This window comes from Nocardia sp. NBC_01388 (assembly GCF_045040085.1).
GTDB lineage: Bacteria > Actinomycetota > Actinomycetes > Mycobacteriales > Mycobacteriaceae > Nocardia.
In genome coordinates this window covers 7,818,958-7,838,860 of sequence record NZ_CP109553.1, presented here as the reverse complement: position 1 = coordinate 7,838,860, position 19,903 = coordinate 7,818,958, and the positions used below count along the sequence as shown (strand labels likewise).

At 67.2% G+C, this 19,903-nt stretch carries 20 protein-coding genes; 6 read left to right on the top strand and 14 right to left on the bottom strand.

What is annotated here, in order from left to right; translation table 11 throughout:
- Positions 1 to 396: 396 nt before the first annotated feature.
- The 4 genes from OG716_RS37090 to OG716_RS37075 form a co-directional block, all read right to left on the bottom strand.
- Positions 397 to 2,043, bottom strand: a complete 1,647-nt coding sequence (locus OG716_RS37090) for an ABC transporter permease (RefSeq protein WP_405134916.1) — start codon at positions 2,041 to 2,043, stop codon at positions 397 to 399.
- Positions 2,040 to 3,014, bottom strand: coding sequence for an ATP-binding cassette domain-containing protein (locus tag OG716_RS37085; protein ID WP_405134915.1), 975 nt, complete (start codon positions 3,012 to 3,014; stop codon positions 2,040 to 2,042). Before OG716_RS37085 ends, OG716_RS37090 begins: the two co-directional genes overlap by 4 nt.
- Positions 3,015 to 3,054: 40 nt before the next feature.
- Complete coding sequence (locus OG716_RS37080) at positions 3,055 to 3,711, bottom strand: TetR family transcriptional regulator (protein ID WP_405134914.1); 657 nt, start codon at positions 3,709 to 3,711, stop codon at positions 3,055 to 3,057.
- Positions 3,712 to 3,929: 218 nt separating this feature from the next.
- Positions 3,930 to 4,574, bottom strand: a complete 645-nt coding sequence (locus OG716_RS37075) for an O-methyltransferase (RefSeq protein WP_355119159.1) — start codon at positions 4,572 to 4,574, stop codon at positions 3,930 to 3,932.
- Positions 4,575 to 4,810: 236 nt separating this feature from the next.
- Here OG716_RS37075 and sigE point away from each other — a divergent pair, with 236 nt between their 5' ends.
- The 5 genes from sigE (at position 4,811) to OG716_RS37050 (ending at position 8,996) form a co-directional block, all read left to right on the top strand.
- Entirely contained in the window at positions 4,811 to 5,482 is a 672-nt protein-coding gene (gene sigE / locus OG716_RS37070; RefSeq protein WP_405134913.1) for an RNA polymerase sigma factor SigE, read from the top strand.
- 71 nt (positions 5,483 to 5,553) lie between these two features.
- On the top strand, positions 5,554 to 5,943 hold the full coding sequence (locus tag OG716_RS37065; RefSeq protein WP_355119163.1) for a hypothetical protein: 390 nt from the start codon (positions 5,554 to 5,556) through the stop codon (positions 5,941 to 5,943).
- Between the two features lie 10 nt (positions 5,944 to 5,953).
- A complete protein-coding gene (locus OG716_RS37060; protein WP_405134912.1) occupies positions 5,954 to 7,531 on the top strand; it encodes a trypsin-like peptidase domain-containing protein in 1,578 nt (525 codons plus the stop codon).
- 146 nt (positions 7,532 to 7,677) lie between these two features.
- Complete coding sequence (tatB, locus tag OG716_RS37055; protein WP_405134911.1) at positions 7,678 to 8,100, top strand: Sec-independent protein translocase protein TatB; 423 nt, start codon at positions 7,678 to 7,680, stop codon at positions 8,098 to 8,100.
- 59 nt (positions 8,101 to 8,159) lie between these two features.
- On the top strand, positions 8,160 to 8,996 hold the full coding sequence (locus OG716_RS37050) for a hypothetical protein (protein WP_327141946.1): 837 nt from the start codon (positions 8,160 to 8,162) through the stop codon (positions 8,994 to 8,996).
- 25 nt (positions 8,997 to 9,021) lie between these two features.
- Here the strand turns inward: OG716_RS37050 and OG716_RS37045 are convergent, their stop codons facing one another.
- From OG716_RS37045 to dapE, 6 genes are all read right to left on the bottom strand, one after another.
- A complete protein-coding gene (locus tag OG716_RS37045; RefSeq protein ID WP_405134910.1) occupies positions 9,022 to 9,945 on the bottom strand; it encodes a glucosyl-3-phosphoglycerate synthase in 924 nt (307 codons plus the stop codon).
- Complete coding sequence (folP, locus tag OG716_RS37040) at positions 9,942 to 10,814, bottom strand: dihydropteroate synthase (RefSeq protein WP_405134909.1); 873 nt, start codon at positions 10,812 to 10,814, stop codon at positions 9,942 to 9,944. Before folP ends, OG716_RS37045 begins: the two co-directional genes overlap by 4 nt.
- A 90-nt stretch (positions 10,815 to 10,904) precedes the next feature.
- On the bottom strand, positions 10,905 to 12,674 hold the full coding sequence (locus OG716_RS37035; RefSeq protein WP_405134908.1) for a long-chain-acyl-CoA synthetase: 1,770 nt from the start codon (positions 12,672 to 12,674) through the stop codon (positions 10,905 to 10,907).
- Positions 12,675 to 12,772: 98 nt separating this feature from the next.
- Positions 12,773 to 13,324, bottom strand: coding sequence for a TIGR00730 family Rossman fold protein (locus OG716_RS37030; protein WP_405134907.1), 552 nt, complete (start codon positions 13,322 to 13,324; stop codon positions 12,773 to 12,775).
- Entirely contained in the window at positions 13,318 to 14,112 is a 795-nt protein-coding gene (locus OG716_RS37025; protein ID WP_405134906.1) for a TIGR00730 family Rossman fold protein, read from the bottom strand. Before OG716_RS37025 ends, OG716_RS37030 begins: the two co-directional genes overlap by 7 nt.
- Before the next feature lie 259 nt (positions 14,113 to 14,371).
- Entirely contained in the window at positions 14,372 to 15,484 is a 1,113-nt protein-coding gene (dapE, locus tag OG716_RS37020) for a succinyl-diaminopimelate desuccinylase (protein WP_405134905.1), read from the bottom strand.
- A gap of 157 nt (positions 15,485 to 15,641) precedes the next feature.
- Here dapE and dapD point away from each other — a divergent pair, with 157 nt between their 5' ends.
- Positions 15,642 to 16,598, top strand: a complete 957-nt coding sequence (gene dapD, locus OG716_RS37015) for a 2,3,4,5-tetrahydropyridine-2,6-dicarboxylate N-succinyltransferase (RefSeq protein WP_405134903.1) — start codon at positions 15,642 to 15,644, stop codon at positions 16,596 to 16,598.
- Between the two features lie 33 nt (positions 16,599 to 16,631).
- Here the strand turns inward: dapD and OG716_RS37010 are convergent, their stop codons facing one another.
- The 4 genes from OG716_RS37010 to OG716_RS36995 form a co-directional block, all read right to left on the bottom strand.
- Entirely contained in the window at positions 16,632 to 17,003 is a 372-nt protein-coding gene (locus OG716_RS37010) for a hypothetical protein (RefSeq protein WP_405134902.1), read from the bottom strand.
- 5 nt (positions 17,004 to 17,008) lie between these two features.
- Complete coding sequence (locus OG716_RS37005) at positions 17,009 to 17,725, bottom strand: hypothetical protein (protein WP_405134901.1); 717 nt, start codon at positions 17,723 to 17,725, stop codon at positions 17,009 to 17,011.
- 253 nt (positions 17,726 to 17,978) lie between these two features.
- A complete protein-coding gene (locus OG716_RS37000) occupies positions 17,979 to 18,350 on the bottom strand; it encodes a PPOX class F420-dependent oxidoreductase (protein ID WP_405134900.1) in 372 nt (123 codons plus the stop codon).
- Between the two features lie 58 nt (positions 18,351 to 18,408).
- Entirely contained in the window at positions 18,409 to 19,836 is a 1,428-nt protein-coding gene (locus OG716_RS36995) for an acyl-CoA synthetase (protein ID WP_405134899.1), read from the bottom strand.
- Positions 19,837 to 19,903 lie beyond the last annotated feature (67 nt).

The following is a 19,903-nucleotide window of genomic DNA, read 5'->3' as shown; positions in this document are numbered from 1 at the left end:
GCGGCTGAATCCACCCCCAACCCCTGCCCCAGCACTGCCCTCGACGGGGCGGAATACCACAGCGCACAGTTCCAGCATCCCGATGGATACCACGGAATCAATTGCAGCACAGTATGATCGGCCGCGCGAATCGTGAGGCGACAACTGATTTCGCAAGGTCGGGGTAACTCACCGGGTACGGGCTGACCGAGCCAGGTCGTGCCCGCCGGTCCGCGACGCCACTTGCCGAGCACCCAGGTGCTCGGCAAAAGGTCCGGGGAGGCGGGTTGTGCTCGGCAAAAGGTCCGGGGAGGCGGGTTGTGCTCGGCAAAAGGTCCGGGGAGGCGGGTTGTGCTCGGCAAAAGGTCCGGGGAGGCGGGTTGTGCTCGGCAAAAGGTCCGGGGAGGCGGGACAGCCCTAGCGCAGGTCGCGGCGGCGGAATCCGATCAGCCCCACGGTGATCAGGGCAGCGGCGACAAGCAGCAGGATAATGAGCGGGGTGGCGGAGAAGGCACCGCCGGGCACCTTCGGCGCGTGCTCGAACGGGTCGATATCCCGGAACCATTGCGGCGCACCGGAGATCGAACCGAGCAGGAATACCGCGATGGCGGCCGACAGCACACCCCAGGCAACCGGTGTCCAGCGCGGCAGCAGGCCGAACAGCGCGACGGTGACACCGGTGAAAACCCAGACCGCGGGTAGCTGCACGGCCGCGGCCGCCATGACATCACCCAGCTTGCCGCCGATATCCCCGGCCGCGCGCCCGTACATCAGTCCCGCGAGCACACCGGCGAACAGCAGCGCCGCCGCCGGACCGAGCAGCGCGAACACCAGATGTGAGGCAACCCAGCGGATTCGCGATACCGAACCGGTGAGCACGGTCTCCGCCCGATCGGCGGACTCCTCACTGCTCAATCGCAGCGCCGCCGAAATCGAGTAGGCGGCCGCGATCACCGCGAGCATGGTGAAGGCATAGGTGATGAGCGAATTCTCCAGTGACGCAGAGCCGCCCATGCGGGTGATCATGTCGCGGATCGACTGACTCGAGCCCAGTTCGTCGCCGATACCGTGCACCACACTGCCGATCAGCAACCCGTACAGGCCGAGCCCGGCCGTCCAGGCGATGAGCGTGCCGCGCTGCAACCGCCACGCCAGCCCGAACGGACCACTCAGCCCCGGCGCGGCGACCGCCGCGCCCGGACGTTCGGCAATGAGCCCGGCGCCGATATCGCGATTGCGCAGCAGTGTGAACGCGACCGCGGTCAGCACCAGCACGGCGGCCACGTGAATCAGCAGCACCCCGAAGTGATTGCCCGCGTACGGCCGCACCTGCAGCGACCATCCCATCGGCGAGAGCCGGCTCAGCGGGCTGGTGGGCCCGGCCCCGGAGCGCACATCCCCCACGGCGCGGAGGGTGTAGGTGACGCCCAGCACCGCGAAGGCGATACCGCGCGCCAGGCGCGCACTGCTGCTCAATTGCGCGGTCACCGCGGCCACGGAGGCGAACACCGCACCGGATCCGGCCAGCGCCAGCCCGAAGGCCAGCGACCCCTCGTGCGGCACCGGCTCGTTGTAGAGACTGAGGAAGGCCAGCAGCCCCACCGCCAGCGAGGCGCCGTAGGCGAGCAGCAGCGCCGCCGTCAGTTCCGCGAACCGTCCCATCCGGGTGGCAGCCACCAGTTCGCCGCGTCCGGTCTCCTCCTCGGCCCTGGTGTGCCGGATGACGGTGAGGATGGTGGCGATGGCGATGATCAGGTAGAACATCCCCGCCTTCCAGATCCCCGCCGCGCCGAGGCTGCTGTTGTACACCGGCCCGTACATGGCCAGCTGGGCCGGGCTCGCGAGGATGGAGGCCGTGAACGAGGCCAGATCGGCCGGGGTCTTGTACACCTTGTCGATGCTGCCGATGTACACACTGCCGACCGGCAGGCCCAGCAGCACCACCCACAGCGGCAGCACCACGCGATCGCGGCGCAGGAACAGCCGCAGCAGCTGCCCGGTGCCGGTGAAATCCGCTGCGCGTACCGGTGATTCGAAGCTCCGGGGAGCGGCGATGGCGGTCATTTCGCGACCTTCTCCGACGCACGTGCGGTCCGCGCCGACTCGCGTGCGGCGTCCGCCGAATCCGCGGCGGCCTCGCCGTCGAGCGAATAGTGGCGCAGGAAAAGCTCTTCCAGCGTCGGCGGCTGGCTGATCAGACTGCGCACGCCGACATCGCCGAGCACCTTGACGAGGTCGCCGAGATGCGCGCTGTCCACCTGGCAGTGCAGCGTATGGTCCTCGATGCTGATATCGCTGACGCCCGGGATTCGGCTCAGATCGCCTGGGTCCCCGATCATTTCGGCGCTGATGGAAGTCCGGCTCAGATGCCGCATCTCGGCCAGCGTCCCGGTCTCGACCGTCTTCCCGGCCCGGATGATGGTGACCCGCTGACACAGCTTCTCCACCTCCGAGAGAATGTGACTGGACAGCAGCACCGTGGTGCCGCGGGCCGAGGCCTCGGTGATGCATTCGCCGAAGGCCTGCTCCATCAGCGGATCCAGGCCGGAGGTCGGCTCGTCGAGCAGCAGCAGCCGCGCATTGGACGAGAACGCCGAGACCAGTGCGACCTTCTGCCGATTGCCCTTCGAGTAGGTGCGGGCCTTCTTGCGCGGGTCGAGTTCGAAGCGTTCGATCAGCTCCGCGCGCCGCGCCTGGTCGATACCGCCGCGCATGCGCGCCAGCATATCGATGGTCTCACCGCCCGACAGCGACGGCCACAGCGTGACATCGCCTGGCACATAAGCGATATCGCGGTGCAGAGCGACCGCATCGTGCCACGGATCGCGTCCGAGCACCACGGCCTCCCCGGAGGTGCGCGAGAGAATGCCGAGCAGGATTCGGATGGCGGTGGATTTGCCCGCGCCGTTGGGCCCCAGGAAGCCGTGCACCTCACCTTGGTCGACCTCGAGGTCGAGGCCGTCGAGGGCGTACACCTGCCCGAAGTGCTTGTGCAGGCCTCGGACCGAAATGGCCGAGCTGGCCGGAACGTTCATCGAATCTCCTTGTAGGAAAACGATTTCTGAGGAACAGGGATTACTGCTGAGTCGATTTCCGGGTCGATTGCTGCGCAGTCATGGCATCGAAGATCGCCGATTCGGCGAGCAGCCCGTGCGTGTAGAGCTCGACCGCGGGCAGCGTCATGACATCGGCGTACTCGCGCAAGGCTTTCCGAAAGTCCATCGGACCCTCGTTCCGTGCGTCGTACAGCTGCAGGAACATCATCATTCCGCCGCTGTTGGTGGTGGCGATATATCTGGCGGTGGCCTTCAAATCCCTTGGGGCCTTGAGTGTTCCGGCAGCAACGCCGGCGGCGAGGTACTGCTCGACATCGCCGACCATCTGCTCGAAGAAGGTGAGCATCAAGCTGCCGCCGGCCTGGAAGCTGCGCAGTACATAGGCCATATACGGCGCGAAGCTCTCCACCTCCGCCAGCGCCTGGATCCAGCTGTTCGGCGACGGATGCTCCATCGATTCCAGCTTGGCGGTCCGTACCACCTCCCGCACCTGCTCGTCGCAGGCTTCGCGGAGCCCCTCCTTGGAGCCGAAGTGATGGTTCACCAGCCCGGGTGACACCCCCGCCGCCGCGGCGATGGCCCGCACCCCCACCCCGAATCCCTGCTCCCCGAACACGATGATCGCGGCATCGCGAATCCGTGCCCGGGTGGTCAGATCCTCCTTGACTGAACGCATGTTCAATACATTAAACACTCGTTCAACCACTTGGCAAGACCCCATGCGACACCGAATCCGTAAAGAATGCAGCGACGCCGTACCGCTATCGAATCACCTGGTCAGCAGGGCTTTCCAGTGCTCCCCGCAAGGACTTTCCGCACGCGGAAATTTGGGCGACACCAGAATATTGCGATGCGGACAATCCCCGCGGTAACTACCCGCGAGAGGCACGTTGACTACCCCCGCGACGCGCAGAGCAGCCCGTCACCCACCGGAATCAGCACACTGGTGAGCAGCGGATTCTCCGCGATCGCCCGGGTCGCAGCCCGCACCGCCTGCGTCTGCGGATCGCGCTGCGCCGGATCCGGCACCCGCCCGCCGAGCAGCGCATTGTGCAGCAGAATCGCCCCGCCCTCGCGCAGCAGGCGCACGGCCTGATCCACATACTGCGGATGCTCGAGCGGCGCGGCATCGATGAACACCAGGTCGTAGGCCCCATCCGCCAAGCGCGGCAACACATCCAGGGCCCGGCCGTTGATGAGCCGGGTGCGCGCGGGCGTGATCTCGGCGGAACGAAAGGCTTCCCGGGCCGCGCGCTGATGTTCGGGTTCGGAGTCGATGGTGGTCAGGGTGCCGTCCTCGCGCATGCCGTCCAACAGCCACAGTCCGCTCACGCCGGCCCCGGTGCCGACCTCCACCACCGCCCGCGCACCCAGCAGCTGGGAGTACATGCTCAGCAGTGCGCCGACCGAGGGCGGCACGGGCGCAGCGCCCAATTCGAGGGCGCGTTCACGCGCCGCGACGAGGATCTCGTCCTCGGCGACGGATTCCTCCACGTAGGCGAGGTTGCGCTGCAGGTTCGTCGCGGGAGTGAGGCTCACGGATATGAGGCTAACGGCGCGGAGCCGCTATCGCGTGGCGGTGATCTACCGGTGTGGCGATTTTTCTCAGGTGTCCCTCAGCGTCCACATACGGCGAGCACATCAGGACCGGCGAGAGTATGGACTACGTCAGGCCAGCGACCGTCGGCTCGGCGACCGGGAACACACGACCCACCAGGTCGGTTGTACCCGGCAGTCGGAACCGATGGTCCCGAGTAGGAGGTAATCCCATCCACATGGTCGACACGGCGCGTGAACCCCTCATCCTGCCCGCGCAGGACCTGCTGCTGACCAGCGAAACCCCGCTGGACGGCGATCTCAACGCGGAAGCCCTGTCCGGAACCGCTGTCTTCGATGCCACCGGTGACCGCACCATGATGCCGACCTGGGACGAGCTCGTCCGGGAGCACGCCGACCGCGTGTACCGCCTGGCCTACCGCCTCTCCGGTGATCAGCAGGACGCCGAGGATCTCACCCAGGAAACCTTCATCCGGGTGTTCCGCTCACTGCAGAACTATCAGCCGGGCACCTTCGAGGGCTGGCTGCATCGCATCACCACCAACCTTTTCCTGGATATGGTGCGCCGTCGCAACCGTATTCGCATGGAGGCGCTGCCCGAGGACTACGACCGGGTGCCGTCCGAGGGCCCGGGCCCCGAACAGCTCTACCACGACGCGAACCTGGACCCGGAGCTGCAGGCCGCACTGGATTCGCTGGCGCCGGAGTTCCGCGCCGCGGTTGTGCTCTGCGACATCGAAGGTCTGTCGTACGAGGAGATCGGCGCCACGCTCGGGGTCAAACTGGGCACCGTGCGCAGCCGCATCCACCGAGGACGTCAGGCACTCAAAGAGCACCTTGCGCATAATGGTGTGGAGCGGCGTTTCGCCGCCACCGAGAACGTCGGCTGAAGGTGCGGGCTCAGCGCCCGCTCACCGACATTCCCGATGTAGCCGAGGTGGCCTGGAAGGGTGTGCAGCTTATGAGTGGCGAGGACAGAACGCCGCGTCGACCACCTCGTTTCGCCCCCACCGAGCATCTGGCCAGTGAGGCCATCGCCGCGTATGTGGACGGTGAATTGCGGATGAACGCGTATCTGCGTGCCGCTCACCATCTTTCCGTTTGCCGTGAATGCGCGGCCGAAGTAGACGCACAGCAGCAGGCGCGCATTGCGCTGCGCCAGTCGTCGGATCAGATTTCCGCGCCCATGCGCTTGCACGATTCGCTGAGTCGTATCCCGCTGTCGGAACTCCCCACTGCGGAAAACACGCTGAATGCCGATCGCAGCACGTTCGCCCGTGGCGCGAACTTCGTCGGGCTGCGCGAAGATTCGTTCGACAGCAAACGGTGGACTTCTTGGTGGCGCAAGTAGAGTTCATCGCGTGACCACCGAATCGAAGAACACGGGCCCGATTCCGGGTGAGGGGCCCGCGGCGAACAACCTGCCGCAGTCTGCGCAGGCTTCGGATTCGGCGGCTGATCGGGGGAACCTGAGGCCGTCGGACGCACCGGTCCTGGGGCCGCGACCGGTGTATCGGCCGCATGTGGACAAACACACCGCGCGTGCCTTCCGCCGCCCGGACGGGCAGCGCAGTTCGTTCGCCCCGCGCACCGCCGCAGCCGCCACCGCCGCCGCATCGGACGGCCCGCAGGTGCAGAACCGGCCGCCGGACGCCGTGCTGGCCGAGGCGTTCGGACGCCCCGCCGGTTCCGATGAACTGCTGCAGCGTGATCCGGAGGCGAAGGCCGAGAGCGCGCCCGCCGCCGGTCCCGCCGATCCGTGGCGCGATCCCGAATCCCCCGCCCGGCTGGGTGCGCCCGCCGTGGCCACCGCGCAGCCGGCCGCACTCACCCAGGGCGCGCAGCTGACCGCCCGGGAGGTGCTTTTCGGTGGCCGGGTGGCCCCGAAGGCGCTCATTATTCTTTCCGCCGTCGCACTGGTGATCGGGCTGGCGGGTGGCCTGGTGGGGCGGCTCACCGCCGAATCCACCTCATCGCTGACCTCCCGCAAGGTGGCGCTGCAGTCCGCCGATTCCACCAATCTGCCGCACGGCCAGATCGCGAAGGTGGTCGATGCCGTCATGCCCGCGGTGGTGACCGTGCGCGCGTGGGTCGGCGATACCGGGTCCACGGGTTCAGGCGTGGTGATCGACGGCGCGGGTTACATCGTCACCAATAATCACGTGGTCTCGCTGGCCGCCACCGATAAGACCGGCAAAGCCCAACTGCAGGTGGTCTTCTCGGACGGCACCCGGGTGCCGACCACGATCGTCGGCCGCGATATCAAGTCCGATCTGGCGGTGCTGAAGGTCGATGTGAAGAACCTGGCGGTGCTGCAGCTCGGCAATTCCAATGATGTGAAGGTCGGCGACGATGTCATTGCCATCGGTTCGCCGCTCGGCCTGGAGAAGACCGTCACCTCCGGTATCGTCTCCGCGCTGCACCGGCCGGTGAAGGTCGGCGGCGAGGGCACCGATACCGATGCGACGCTCGATGCCGTGCAGACCGATGCCGCCATCAACCACGGCAATTCCGGTGGCGCACTGGTGGATATGCAGGGCAAGCTGATCGGCATCAACTCGGCCATCAAGTCCGAGAGCGGCGGGTCGGTCGGCCTGGGCTTCGCGATTCCGGTGGATCAGGTGAAGCGGATTTCGCAGGCGCTGATCCGGGACGGCTCGGTGCATCATCCGCGTCTCGGGCTGAGCGCCAAGACCAAGATTGTCGCCAATGATGTGATGAGCGGCGCGGCGGTGGCCGATGTGCAGGCCGGCAGCCCGGCGGCCAAGGCGGGCATTGTGGAGGGCGACGTCATCGTCAAGGTCGGCGACCGCGATGTCTCCGGTCCCGACGAGCTGACGGTTGCCGTTCAGTCCCATCAGATCGGGCAGACGGTGACGGTTCGCCTGATCCGCGACGGCCGCGAGGTCGACGTCCCGGTCACCCTGGAATCGGACTGAGAAGGACATGAACCCCAAGGTTCGAGGCCCGTCTCGTTCTGGACCGAGTGGAGCGGAGGAGCGCAGCGGGGGAGCGGGGGAGGGAAGAACGAGACTCCCAGGGCCTCGGACCCGCCCGGAGCGAAGCGTAGGGCAAGATAGACAGAGTGTTCAGCAGTTTTGGCTTTGGCGAGTTGCTGATTCTGCTCGTCGCCGCACTCGTGATCCTCGGTCCGGAGCGCCTGCCCGGCGCGCTGCGCTGGGCGATGAACGCGCTCAAAACGGCCCGCGATTACGCGACCGGCGCGACGCAGCAACTCAAGGATGAGCTGGGTCCGGAATTCGAGGACATTCGCAAGCCGCTGGAGCAGTTGAACGAACTGCGCAGTATGAATCCGCGCTCGATGGTCACCAAACATCTTCTCAATGGCGATGATTCATTGCTGAACGATCTCACCGATCTGACGAAGGGCAATTTCGACAAGCCCGTCACGCCTGCGAGCAGCAGTTTCGAGAACTACTCCATGCCGAAACCGCAGAAGCCGCTGGAGCGCAACGAACGTCCGCCGGTCGATCCCGACGCCACTTGATCTTCGGTTCGTCAAGCGGACTAGACACCTGCGGCTGTTCAGGTATCTAGACTGCGCTCATGTCGGCCGACGAGGTGGCACGGGTGTTCGCGATCGAAGATAAGGTCGAGCGCCTAAAAGCCGCCACCGAAGGCGTGGCGGCGGCGCAGCAGGCCATCAATGAGCTGACTCGCATCCGCCGCGCTGTGATTCGTGAACTTCATGCCGAGGGCTGGACGTTCGCCAGAATCGGTGCGGCGGCCGGACTTTCCCGGGCGCGCATCCATCAGGTCAGTACGCAGGGCCCGGTGCCGGAGGGATTGTTCTTCGGGCACGGACCGCTCACCATTCTCACGCCGGACGTGCGCAGCACCACCCGCACGCTGGCGCTGGTGGGCGCTCCCGATGCCGCAGCGCCGCACCGCCTGGTGGAACTGCTGCGCGAACTCGGCTTCACCGCGAATGTGCAGCGCTTCCTGCCGGGCCGCCCGCTCGATCTGGACCGGGACGGGCTGATCGTGCTCGGCGGGCCCGAATTGTCGCCCAGCCTGCGCTATCTCGTGGCCGCCGATCCCCGGCTGCGCCGCACGGTGGCGCGCGCGGGCCGGGTCCGGCGCGGTATCGAGGACCGGGCCGCGCGGCGCGTCTACCGTCCGGGCGGCACCGAGCCGTACGACATCGCCTATCTGGCCAGACTCCCGCGTCCGGACGGCAAGGGCACGGTGCTGGTCATCGACGGTCTGCACCCGCCGGCGTCACTGGGCGCAATCCGTTTGCTGGCAACACGTTTGGCCACCCTGCACGAGCGCGCGGCCACCCACCCCTTCTCGGCGGTGGTGGGTGTCCGCTACGACCGCAATACCGGCGAACCGATCGAAGCGGATCTGCTCACCCCGATCTACCGCCACGACCGGTAACTCGGTCAGGTGCCGGGTAGATCGTTCAGGCCGCGGCCCATTCGGGTCGGAGCGTATTCATCGGCGGCCGATCTGCCAAGGAAACTTCCGTCGACTGCGCGGTGAATTCGCCTCCGACGAGCGGGAACTGGGTCAGCGCCGCACCGGAGTCGGCGACGCCGGCCCGGCCCAGCACGGTGCCGAGAATCTGCCGGCTCATGACGCCGAGTTCCGACAGCGGCCGGTTGCGATGCTGGCGCACACCGAGATTCACCTGGCCGATGGCGGACATCCCCAGCATGTCGTGGGTGTCCAGCAGCAACCCGATCTCCACGCCGTAACCGGGCGCGAAGGGTACGGCGGTGAGCAGTTCCCGCGTGCCGGCGTATTCGCCGCCCAAGGGCTGCAGCACATTCGAGAGCTGCGGGCGCAGGGCGGCCAGCAGTGGGCGGGCCACCAGTTCGGTGACGCGGCCGCCGCCGTTGTCGTCGATGGTGGCGCCCTGCCGCAGCGGACGGCGGTAATACGCCTTCACCAGGTGCATACCGTCCACGGTCAGCAGCGGGCCGAGCAGTTTCGGTACGAACATCGGATCCGGGTCGATCAGATCCGAGTCGACGAAGGCCACCAGATCACCGGTGGTGACGGCGAGTGAGCGCCAGAGCACCTCACCCTTGCCGGGGACCGGTTCGAGTTCGGGCACGGCCTGCTCCCGGGTCACCACCCGCGCGCCTGCGGCCTGTGCGCGTTCGGCGGTGGCGTCGGTGGACCCGGAGTCCAGGACGACGAGTTCGTCGACGAGCGTGCCGAGCAGGGGCCGAATGCTGGCCACCACGGCGGCGACGGTCTCCTCCTCGTTGAGCGCCGGCAGCACCACGGAGACGGTGCGGTCGCCCTTGGCGGCCACGAGTTCCTCGACCGTCCACTGCGGACGGTCCCAGCTGTTGGTTTTCACCCAGTTCTTGTTCATGCCAAACCTCGCAACGTGCGGGCGGGTGGGCGTAAGCCCTGAATCGCGGCGATCATGTCCACAACACGTCGGGTGGCTGCCACTTCGTGTACCCGGAAAACTCGAGCACCCGCGGCGGCCGACCATGCAGTCGCTGCCAATGTGCCCTCCAATCGCTCGGATAGCTCGACACCAAGAGTCTCTCCGATGAAATCCTTATTACTCAGCGCCATCAAGACAGGCCATCCGGTATTCACAAGAACGTCCACAGACCGCAACAATTCAAGCCCGTGATACGTGTTTTTGCCGAAATCATGCGTGGGATCTATAAGTATCGAATCTTTTGCCACTCCGGCGGCCGCCGCACTCTCGGCCGCCGCCACCACGGTTTCGGTGACCTCAGCCACCACATCGGCATAACGCACCCGATGCGGGCGGGTTCGCGGTATCGCGCCGCCGGTGTGACTGCACACGATTCCCGCGTGCAGTTCCGCCGCCACCCCGACCAGGCCGGGATCGGCCCCGGCCCAGGTGTCGTTGATCAGATCCGCGCCGACGCCGACGGCCGCCCGCGCGACATCGGCTCGCCAGGTGTCCACACTGATCAACAGGTCCGGAAACCGCGCCCGGATCGCCGCGACGAACGGGACCACCCGCCGGGCTTCCTCGGCGGCATCCACATCGCTACCGGGTCCGGCCTTGACGCCGCCGATATCGACAAGATCGGCGCCCTCGGCCACGGCGCGGGCGACCGCGGCCATGGCGGCTTCGTCACTGAAGGTCGCGCCCTTGTCATAGAACGAGTCCGGCGTCCGGTTCACGATCGCCATCACGAGCGCCCGATCCGTCGCCACCGGCTTCCCGCACAATGTCGGCAACGGCGCACACATGCGCTCCAATGTACCGACCCCTGTCCCGCCCCTGCTGGGCAGCCGACCGGAACCAGCCGCTGAACGGGGCGCTCGCCCCGGCCGGTCGGATCAGGCGCGCGGCGCCTTGGCCGCAGCTACCTCGGCGGGATATTCGGGGTAGAAGGGGACGTAGCCGTCGGTTCGCCCGGCCAGGGCGTAGAGGGTGCTGCTGTCATCGGTGGTGAAGCCCTGATTGCGGAGCTCCACCTTCCGGCTCTTGTAGGTCGAGGTCTGCTCGAGTGCGGTGACCACCCGAATGAACAGGGGGACAGCGTAAGTGGGCAGCCGGTCGTAGAGCACCTTGGCGGCGGCCCTGCCGTCGAACTCGGCGCCGGCCGCGAGGGTCACGGCGGCCATGCCCGCTTTCCCGTCGGTGCCGGGGATCTCGACGCCGTAGACGACCGCCTCGTCGATGGCGTCCACACCGCCGAACGCGCCCTCGACCTCGGTGGTTGCCACGTTCTCGCCCTTCCAGCGGAAGGTGTCGCCGAGGCGGTCGACGAAGGCGATATGACCCCAGCGCTGATCACGGACCAGATCGCCGGTGTCGAACCAGCAGTCACCGGCGGTGAAGCCGTCCCGGACCAGCTTGGATTCGGTTGCGGCACTGTCGGTATAGCCATCGAAGGGGGAACTATCGGTGACCTTGGCGAGCAGCAGGCCGACGCCGCCCGGGTGGACGCGGCGGAGTTTGCCGTCGGATCCGCGCTTGGCCCTGCCGGTGCCGTCGTCGTACTCGACGATGGCAAACGGCAGCGGGGTGAATCCGGCGGTCTTGTCGAGGCTGAACGCATTGATGAAGGCGATGTTTCCCTCACTCGCGCCGTAGAACTCGACAATGCGCTTGATGCCGAAGCGATTACGGAATTCGTCCCAGAGTTCCGGGCGCAGGCCGTTGCCGACGGCCAGGCGCACCTTGTGCATGCGGTCGGTGCGCTTGGGCGGCTGATTGATCAGGTACCGGCAGAGTTCGCCGATGTAGATGAAGGCGGTGGCCTGGGTGGCGATGGCCTCCTCCCAGAAGCGGGAGGCCGAGAACTTGCGCCCCAGTGCGAGTGTCGCGCCGCCGGCGATGACCGAGGACAGCGCCACCGTGAGCGCGTTGTTGTGATAGAGCGGCAGGCAGCAGTAGAGGGTGTCGCTGCCGTTGAGCCGGACGCCGAGGCCGCCGATGCCCGCCATGCTCTTGGTCCAGCGCAGATGCGTCATGACGCTGGCCTTGGGCAGTCCGGTGGTACCGGAGGTGAAGATCAGATAGGCGCGTTCCCGGGCCGTGATCTGTTCGCACACAGGCGGATTCGTGGCGTCCGCGGTGCGGGCGGCGGCCTCCAGATCCTTCGACCACAGCAGGCTCGGGCGCAGTTCGGTGAGCGTGCCGAGAGCGTCGGCGCACTCCTCCCCCACCACATCGAGCACCGAGTTCAGCAGTCCGAAACTGTGCTGCAGCACGGACTCTCGCTGATTGTGGTTCAGCAGTCCGGCGGTCGCACCGAGTTTCACCACGGCCAGCACCGTGAACAGCGCCTCGGGCCGGTTGGCCAGCAGGATGCCGACCACATCGCCGCGCTTCACCCCGCGTTCGGCCAGCGCGTGCGCGTACCGGTTCACCTCGGAATTGGCTTCGCCCCAGCGGTATTCGCGTCCCTCGAAGCGCAGGAAGGGCCGGTCCGGATGTTTGGCGGCCGCGCGCTGGAAGAACAGTCCGATCGACGCCTTCGAATCGGATTTCACCAGCATGTGCACGGCATTGCGCAGCATCCCTGGTCCCTGCACTGCCATACCGGGCAGGCTGCGGACCAAATCCATCAGGCCGACCGTCGATTGGGCGTCGGTATTCACTTCGCTGGGCTCCTCACCGGGTTGTGCTGCTGACCACACCCTTACGGAAGTACCCCGGGTTGTCGAGCAAAACCCACTGGACCGGTCGGTTCTGCGGGTCAGTCCTCCGGCGCGAGCGCCTCGAACGCCTCGGCGAAATCGGCGGTCACGATCACGCGGTCGAGGGCGGCCCGTCCGGCGAATCCGCGCTCGGCCACCTCCTCCAGCCAGGCGAACAGGCCGCGATAGTGGCCGTCGGGATCCAGGACCACCACCGGTTTGTCGTGCATGCCCAGGTAGGCCCCGGTCCAGGTCTCGAAGAGCTCCTCGAGCGTGCCGAGCCCGCCGGGCAGGGTGAGGAAGGCGTCGGCGCGCTCGTCCATGACCTGTTTCCGCTCGCGCATGGAATCGGTGACGATCAGCTCATCGGAGTCCACATCCGCCATTTCGCGGTGCACCAGCTTCTTCGGGATGACGCCGACGGTTTTCGCGCCCGCCTCCCGCGCCGCCGTCGCGACCGCGCCCATCATGGAGACGTGTCCGCCGCCGGAGACCAATTGCCAACCGCGACGGCCGATTTCGGCGCCCACGCGGCGGGACAACTCCAGCACCGCCGGATCGTCGACGCTGGCCGAGCAGTACACGCACACCGAATACGGCCGGCTCACCACTGATCTCCCGTTCCGGCGGCGGCGTCCATCTGGGCGCGGGTGTCGGCGGCCTGCTGCACCAGGGCGATGACCTCGTCCACACTGTCGGTGACGTGGATCAGGTTCATATCGCCGGGCGCGATCTTGGCGGAGCCGAGCAGTGAGTCGCGCAGCCAATCCACCAGTCCCGCCCAGTATTTGGTGCCGAACAGGATGATCGGGAACTGGTTGATCTTGTGCGTCTGCACCAGGGTGAGCGCCTCGAACAGCTCGTCCAGGGTGCCGAAACCGCCGGGCAGGCACACGAAGGCCTGCGCGTACTTCACGAACATGGTCTTGCGCGCGAAGAAGTACCGGAAGTTGATGCCGAGATCGACCCATTCGTTGAGGTGCTGCTCGAAGGGCAGCTCGATGCCGAGCCCGATCGAGTACCCGCCCGCCTCGGAGGCGCCGCGATTGGCGGCCTCCATGGCGCCCGGCCCGCCGCCGGTGATGACCGCGAACCCGGCGCGCGCCAGCGCCCCGCCGATGGCCATGCCCGCCTGATACTCCGGAGACTCCGGAGTCGTGCGCGCCGAACCGAACACCGCGACCGCGCGCGGCACCTCCGCCAAAGCCCCGAAGCCCTCGACGAATTCGGCCTGGATGCGCAGCACCCGCCACGGATCGGTATGCACCCAATCCGCCGGTCCCCGCTCATCGAGCAGATGCTGATCGGTGGTCCCGATCCCGACCTTCCGGTCCCGCCGCAGCATTATCGGACCGCGATACTGCGGCGTCCTGGCACTCGGCTCACCCTCAGCAGACATGCAGCCACTTTAGCTCTGTTTAATTTGCCCTTCGCTTCGCTTCGGGCGGGGCTGGATTTTCTGCCTCCGCTTCGCTCCGGCGGGGCTGGATTTTCTGCCTCCGCTTCGCTCCGGCGGGGTCGGGGCCCTGTTACCCCGTTCTTCCCTCCCTCCGCTCCTCCGCTGCGCTCCCCCGCTCCACTCAGTCCAGAACGGGGCGGGCCCCGACCTTGGGGCGGATGTCTCTTCAGGGTGGCGGTTGCGGGGGTGCGCTCTCGCCTCAGGTCTTGTCGCCCCGGAGGTAGCTGCGGAGCATGGAGGCGACCTGGGTGATCTGGGCTACGGGGAGGTGTTCGTCGCGCTTGTGGGCGAGGTTGGGGTCGCCCGGGCCGAAGTTGACGGCGGGGATGCCGCGGGCGGCGAAGCGGGAGACGTCGGTCCAGCCGTATTTGGCGCGGACGCCGCCGCTGCCGTGTGCGTGCACGATTTCGATGAGGTCCTTGGCGGCCGGGTTGGACAGGCCGGGCAGGGCGCCGGGGGCGCCATCCGTGCGTTCGAAGCCCAGGTCCAGGCCCGAGAAGACCTCGCGCACATGCTCGGTGGCCTCATCGAGGGTGCGATCGGGCGCGAAGCGGAAGTTCACATCGACCTCGGCCACATCGGGCACCACATTGCCCGCGACGCCACCGGAGACGCGGACCGCGGACAGGCCCTCGCGGTACACACAGCCGTCGATCTCCACCTCGCGCGCCTGGTATCCGGCGAGGCGTTCCAGCACGGGCGCGAGGCGGTGAATGGCATTGTCGCCCAACCAGGCTCGGGCGGTGTGCGCGCGCACGCCGGAGGTGGTGAGCCGAATCCGCAGGGTGCCCTGGCAGCCCGCTTCGATCCACCCGCCGGAGGGCTCACCGAGAATGGCGAGGTCGCCGGCCAGCCATTCGGGGAGTTCACGTTCGATACGCCCGAGTCCGTTGAACTCGGCGGCGATCTCCTCGCAGTCGTAGAAGATGAGCGTCAGATCGTGCACCGGATCGGCGACGGTGGCGGCCAGGTGCAGGAATACCGCATCGCCGGATTTCATATCGACACTGCCGCAGCCCCACAGCTCCCGCTCGCCCTCGGCCCCGACTTCGAACCGGCTGGGCACATTGTCGGCAATCGGCACGGTGTCGAGGTGCCCGGCGAGAATCACGCGCGTGGCCAGACCGCGATTGGTGCGGGCCAGCACGGTATTGCCGTGCCGCAGAATTTCGAACCCGGTGGTCTGCTCGCGTACGGCCCGCTCGACGATATCGGCGATCACCGTCTCGTCCTTGGACACACTGGGAATATCCACCAGAGCAGCGGCGAGGTTTATGGGATCGGCGCTCAGATCGATGGTCACTGTATCCATTTTGCCTCCGCTTCGCTCCGGCGGGGTTCGCGGCCCCCTTTGTCTCGTTCTTCCCTCCCTCCGCTCCTCCGCTGCGCTCCCCCCCGGCTCCACTCAGTCCAGAACGAGACGGACCGCGAACTTGGGGGATTTGGTGTGGTCGGTAATCTTTACTGCCGTGAGCACTCAGGGAGCAGTTGCAGTCGGTCTGGCCACGATCACCGCCAATGGAACGGTCCTGGACACCTGGTACCCGTACCCCGAGCTGAGTGATGTGACCGATACCGGGTCGAAGCGCCTGGACGCCTCCGATATCGAGTACGCCAAGTTCGCCGAGGTCGCCGGGGTCGATGAGGCCCGCCGGGTCGAGGTTGTCGTGGTGCGCACCAGCATTGCCGACCTGTCCGCCCCGCCGATCGACACCCATGACGTCTACCTGCGGCTGCACCTGCTCTCGCACCGCCTGGTCCGCCCGCACGGCGTGAACCTGGACGGCCAGTTCGGTCTGCTCGCCAATGTGGCGTGGACCAACCACGGCCCGTGCTCGCTCGAAGAGCTGGAGCTGACCCGCCTCAAGCTGCGCGCCCGCGGCCCGGTCACCGTGTACAGCGTGGACAAGTTCCCGCGCCTGGTGGACTACGTGGTCCCGTCGGGTGTGCGCATTGCCGATGCCGACCGGGTGCGCCTGGGCGCGCATCTGGCCTCGGGCACCACGGTCATGCACGAGGGCTTCGTGAACTTCAATGCCGGCACACTCGGCAATTCTATGGTGGAGGGCCGTATTTCGGCCGGTGTGGTGGTCGGCGACGGCTCCGATGTCGGCGGCGGCGCGTCCATCATGGGCACCCTGTCCGGTGGCGGCAAGCAGGTCATCTCGCTCGGCGAGCGCTGCCTGCTGGGCGCGAACTCCGGTCTGGGCATCTCGCTCGGCGACGACTGCGTGATCGAAGCCGGCCTCTACGTCACCGCCGGCACCAAGGTCACCCTGCCCGACGGTGCGGTCATCAAGGCCGCCGAACTCAGCGGCAAGGACAACCTGCTGTTCCGCCGCAATTCCGTCACCGGCGCCGTAGAAGTGGTGCCGCGCAAGGGCACCGGCATCGAACTGAACGCCGCCCTGCACGCCAACGACTGATACCTCGTCATTCCGGCGAACTTCGTGGGGCGCCTATGACGGCGTTCCGGGATTGTTGCCGTCATAGGTTTCGCCGAGAACCCCGCGGATGAGTGCGGCGATATCGCGAAGCCAGGCTTCGGCTGCGGCGTCGGAGGTGTCGTCGTCGAGAACCCGGTTGGCGTCGGCGGCCACCATCCACGACAGCGTGCCCGGTGGTTGGGCAGTGTCCAGCACCTCGTCGATGGCTGCCAGCTCGCGCCGGATACCCCGCTGATTGCGCGTCGCGATCCGGAACAGATGATCATGCAATTCGTCCAGACTCTCGCAGTCGGCGACGAACGCGCGCAGGAAATCCCGAACCTGATCTATCGCGGGCGGCAGGGGCCGATTCGCATGTGCGCGCAGCTTTTCGGGAAGCTCCATATCGATCAGCGTAATAGCCCGGCCGGGTACGCGGAGATGACCACGAACGACGGGGGTCTGCCCGGAACCAGGTTCAGGACCACCGTGGCGAAGCTGGTTCGGCTGGAACGCGCCGATTTCGGCCCGAGCCCGTTCATGCCTTCGTTGTAGAACCCTTCTCCGGTCAGGTGCCCCGTGTCGAAGGTGGCTTTATGGAATTCGTCGAGGGCGAGGTCGCTGCGAACGGTCTCCCAATTCGCCTGTAGGTAATCGTTGATCGTCCGGCTCATCGTCGATGTATCCGCCCAGCGGTACGACCAGTTCTGCGCGTGGGCCCACGGCGGATCGCCGTAGATCCGGCCCTCGATGGTTCGGTCCCCCGGCGGGGCGTCGTCCCGGTTCAGCGGCACCTCCGGCCCGTGCCGCTCGACGGTGTGCGCGCCGTCGAGCGCATGGGCGGCGTCGTTCTCGCCGATGTTCACCCGAGGCGGTGCTGCACCCAGAGCATCGTAGATCTCGGTGACCTTGCGCAGCCCGGCATCGGGTGGTGCGCTCCCGGCCCCGGCATTGTCCGGGTGGACGAGCACGTTCGAATGATCCACCTGGACATACGCATTCGTGACGCCGCGCAGCTCGCCGGCTCCGGATCGACAGGGTTCGGCAACCGCAACCGTCTCCCGCTCGGGGCCCAGCAGGTCGATCAGCCGCCGACCGACTCCACTCAGGGCTTCGCTCGGGTTCATCGACCCGAGCAGGCCTCCGCTGCCGGGACCGCGCCGGGTGGAGGGCGCCGACATCGGCAGGTGGGGATCACCGTCACCTCCGTTGCGCTGCGCGAACCTCTGACCACGGCGCGGTTCGTACCCGGCGCCGGGACGGCTGGACGGGCCTCACGAGTCCAGCCGGATCAGTCTGCCGGAGAACGGATCTCGACACAGTCGAGTCATCCCAGCAGTGGGAATACCCGTTTCGGCGCAGGGGTGCGGAGGCGGTCGCTCAGTCGATGCCGAAGGCGATGACGCGTTCGGGGGTGATGCGGATCAGTTCCGGGGAGCCGCCGGGGATGTAGGTTTCGACGTCGCGCAATGCCTGTGCGGTGCCGCGGATTTCGAGGCAGCGGACGGTCCAGGGGTGCACCGAGGGCACATCGTCGACGACGAAGGCGACGCGCTCCTCCTTGCTGAGATTGCGGAACTTCTGGGAGGCGCCCATATTGTGGCCGGCGATATCGATGGTGCCGAGCGCCTCGTTGTAGCGGAAGCCCACCGGATTGTTCTGCGGTGAGCCGTCCGGGCGAATGGTGGCGAGCCGGCCGAGTCGCTGACCGGCGAGGTATTCGAGCTGCGCGGGCGACAGTGTTGCGATCATGTAGGCGACGTTAGGACCTCGAGTGCGGTTCAGGTCAAGCGCAACGCCCGCTGTTCACTCAGAGCAGCAGTTTCTTCTGCACCTTGCCCATGGCATTGCGGGGCAGTGACGGCACCACCCGCACCTCGCGGGGCCGCTTGTGCGCCGAGAGTTCCGCTCCCACATGATCGATCAGCTGCTGCGCCACGGAATCGCCTGCGCCGTCCCGCAATACGACATAGGCGACGATGCGCTGCCCCAGATCGTCGTCGGGCAGTCCGACGACCGCGGTCTCCGCCACGGCCGGATGCCCCAGCAGCGACGTCTCGATCTCCCCGGCTCCGATGCGATATCCACCGGATTTGATGAGATCCACCGACTCCCGCCCGACAATGCGATGGAAGCCCGCGGCGTCGATGACGGCGACGTCGCCGGTCTTGAACCAGCCGTCCCCGGTCCAGTTCTCGGCCGTCACCTCCGGCTTGTTCAGGTACCCGTCGAACAGCATGGGCCCGCGCACCTGTAGCCCGCCGACGCTCTCACCGTCGTGCGGGAGCGGTGCACCGGCCTCGTCGACCAGCCGCGTCTCGACTCCGGCGAGGGCGGTGCCCACCCAGCCGGGCCGGCGTTCCCCGCCGGGCCGGGTGGAGAGCGTGATCATGGTTTCGCTCATGCCGTAGCGCTCGATGGGGGCATGCCCGGTGAGGGCGCGCAGCCGCTCGAAGACCGGGACCGGCAGCGGCGCGCTTCCGGAGATCAGAATGCGCGCATCCGCCAATTGCTTTGCCGCATCCGGTTCTTCGGCGATGCGGGACCAGACCGTCGGCACGCCGAAGTACATGGTGCCGGGTGCGGCGGCATACGCCTCGGGCGTGGGCTTGCCGGTGTGGATCAACGGGCTGCCGACCCGCAACGGTCCCAGCACGCCGAGGATGAGCCCGTGCACATGGAACAGTGGAAGTCCGTGCACCAGCACATCGTTCGCCGTCCAGTCCCAGGCCTCGGCGAGGGCGTCGAGTCCGGCGGCGATGCCGCGCCTGCTGAGCATCACCCCCTTGGGCGCACCGGTGGTCCCGGAGGTGTAGAGAATGAAAGCCGTTGCCTCGGGCGGTGGTTCGGCATAGGTGTGCCAGGACCGCGCATGCGTGCGCACCGGCACCACGGGCAGGTCGCTGCCCGCCGGGGCCTCACCCAGCCAGGCCTGCGCACCCGAATCCCGCAGGATGTGCGCGAGTTCCGCACTGCCCGCATCCGGCGGCACCGGCACCACGGTGACGCCGGCGATGAGGCAGCCCACCACCGCGAGCACCGTGCGCACCGTCGGCCGGGCCAGCACCGCCACCCGATCGGCCTGGGCGATCCGCTCGGCGACCGAGGTGGCCCCGCCCAGCAGATCGCTGCGCGAGAGCGTCATGCCGTCGATGGTGACGGCATCCGGAATATCGGCTCCGGCGGCCACGGCGGCCGGATTCAATGAGCTCAGCAAAAGCGGCGACCTGTACGACACGGTGCTCACGCTACCGAATTGCTGGCCGGACACCGATTTCCGCTCCCGGTACGGCGATCGAATCATC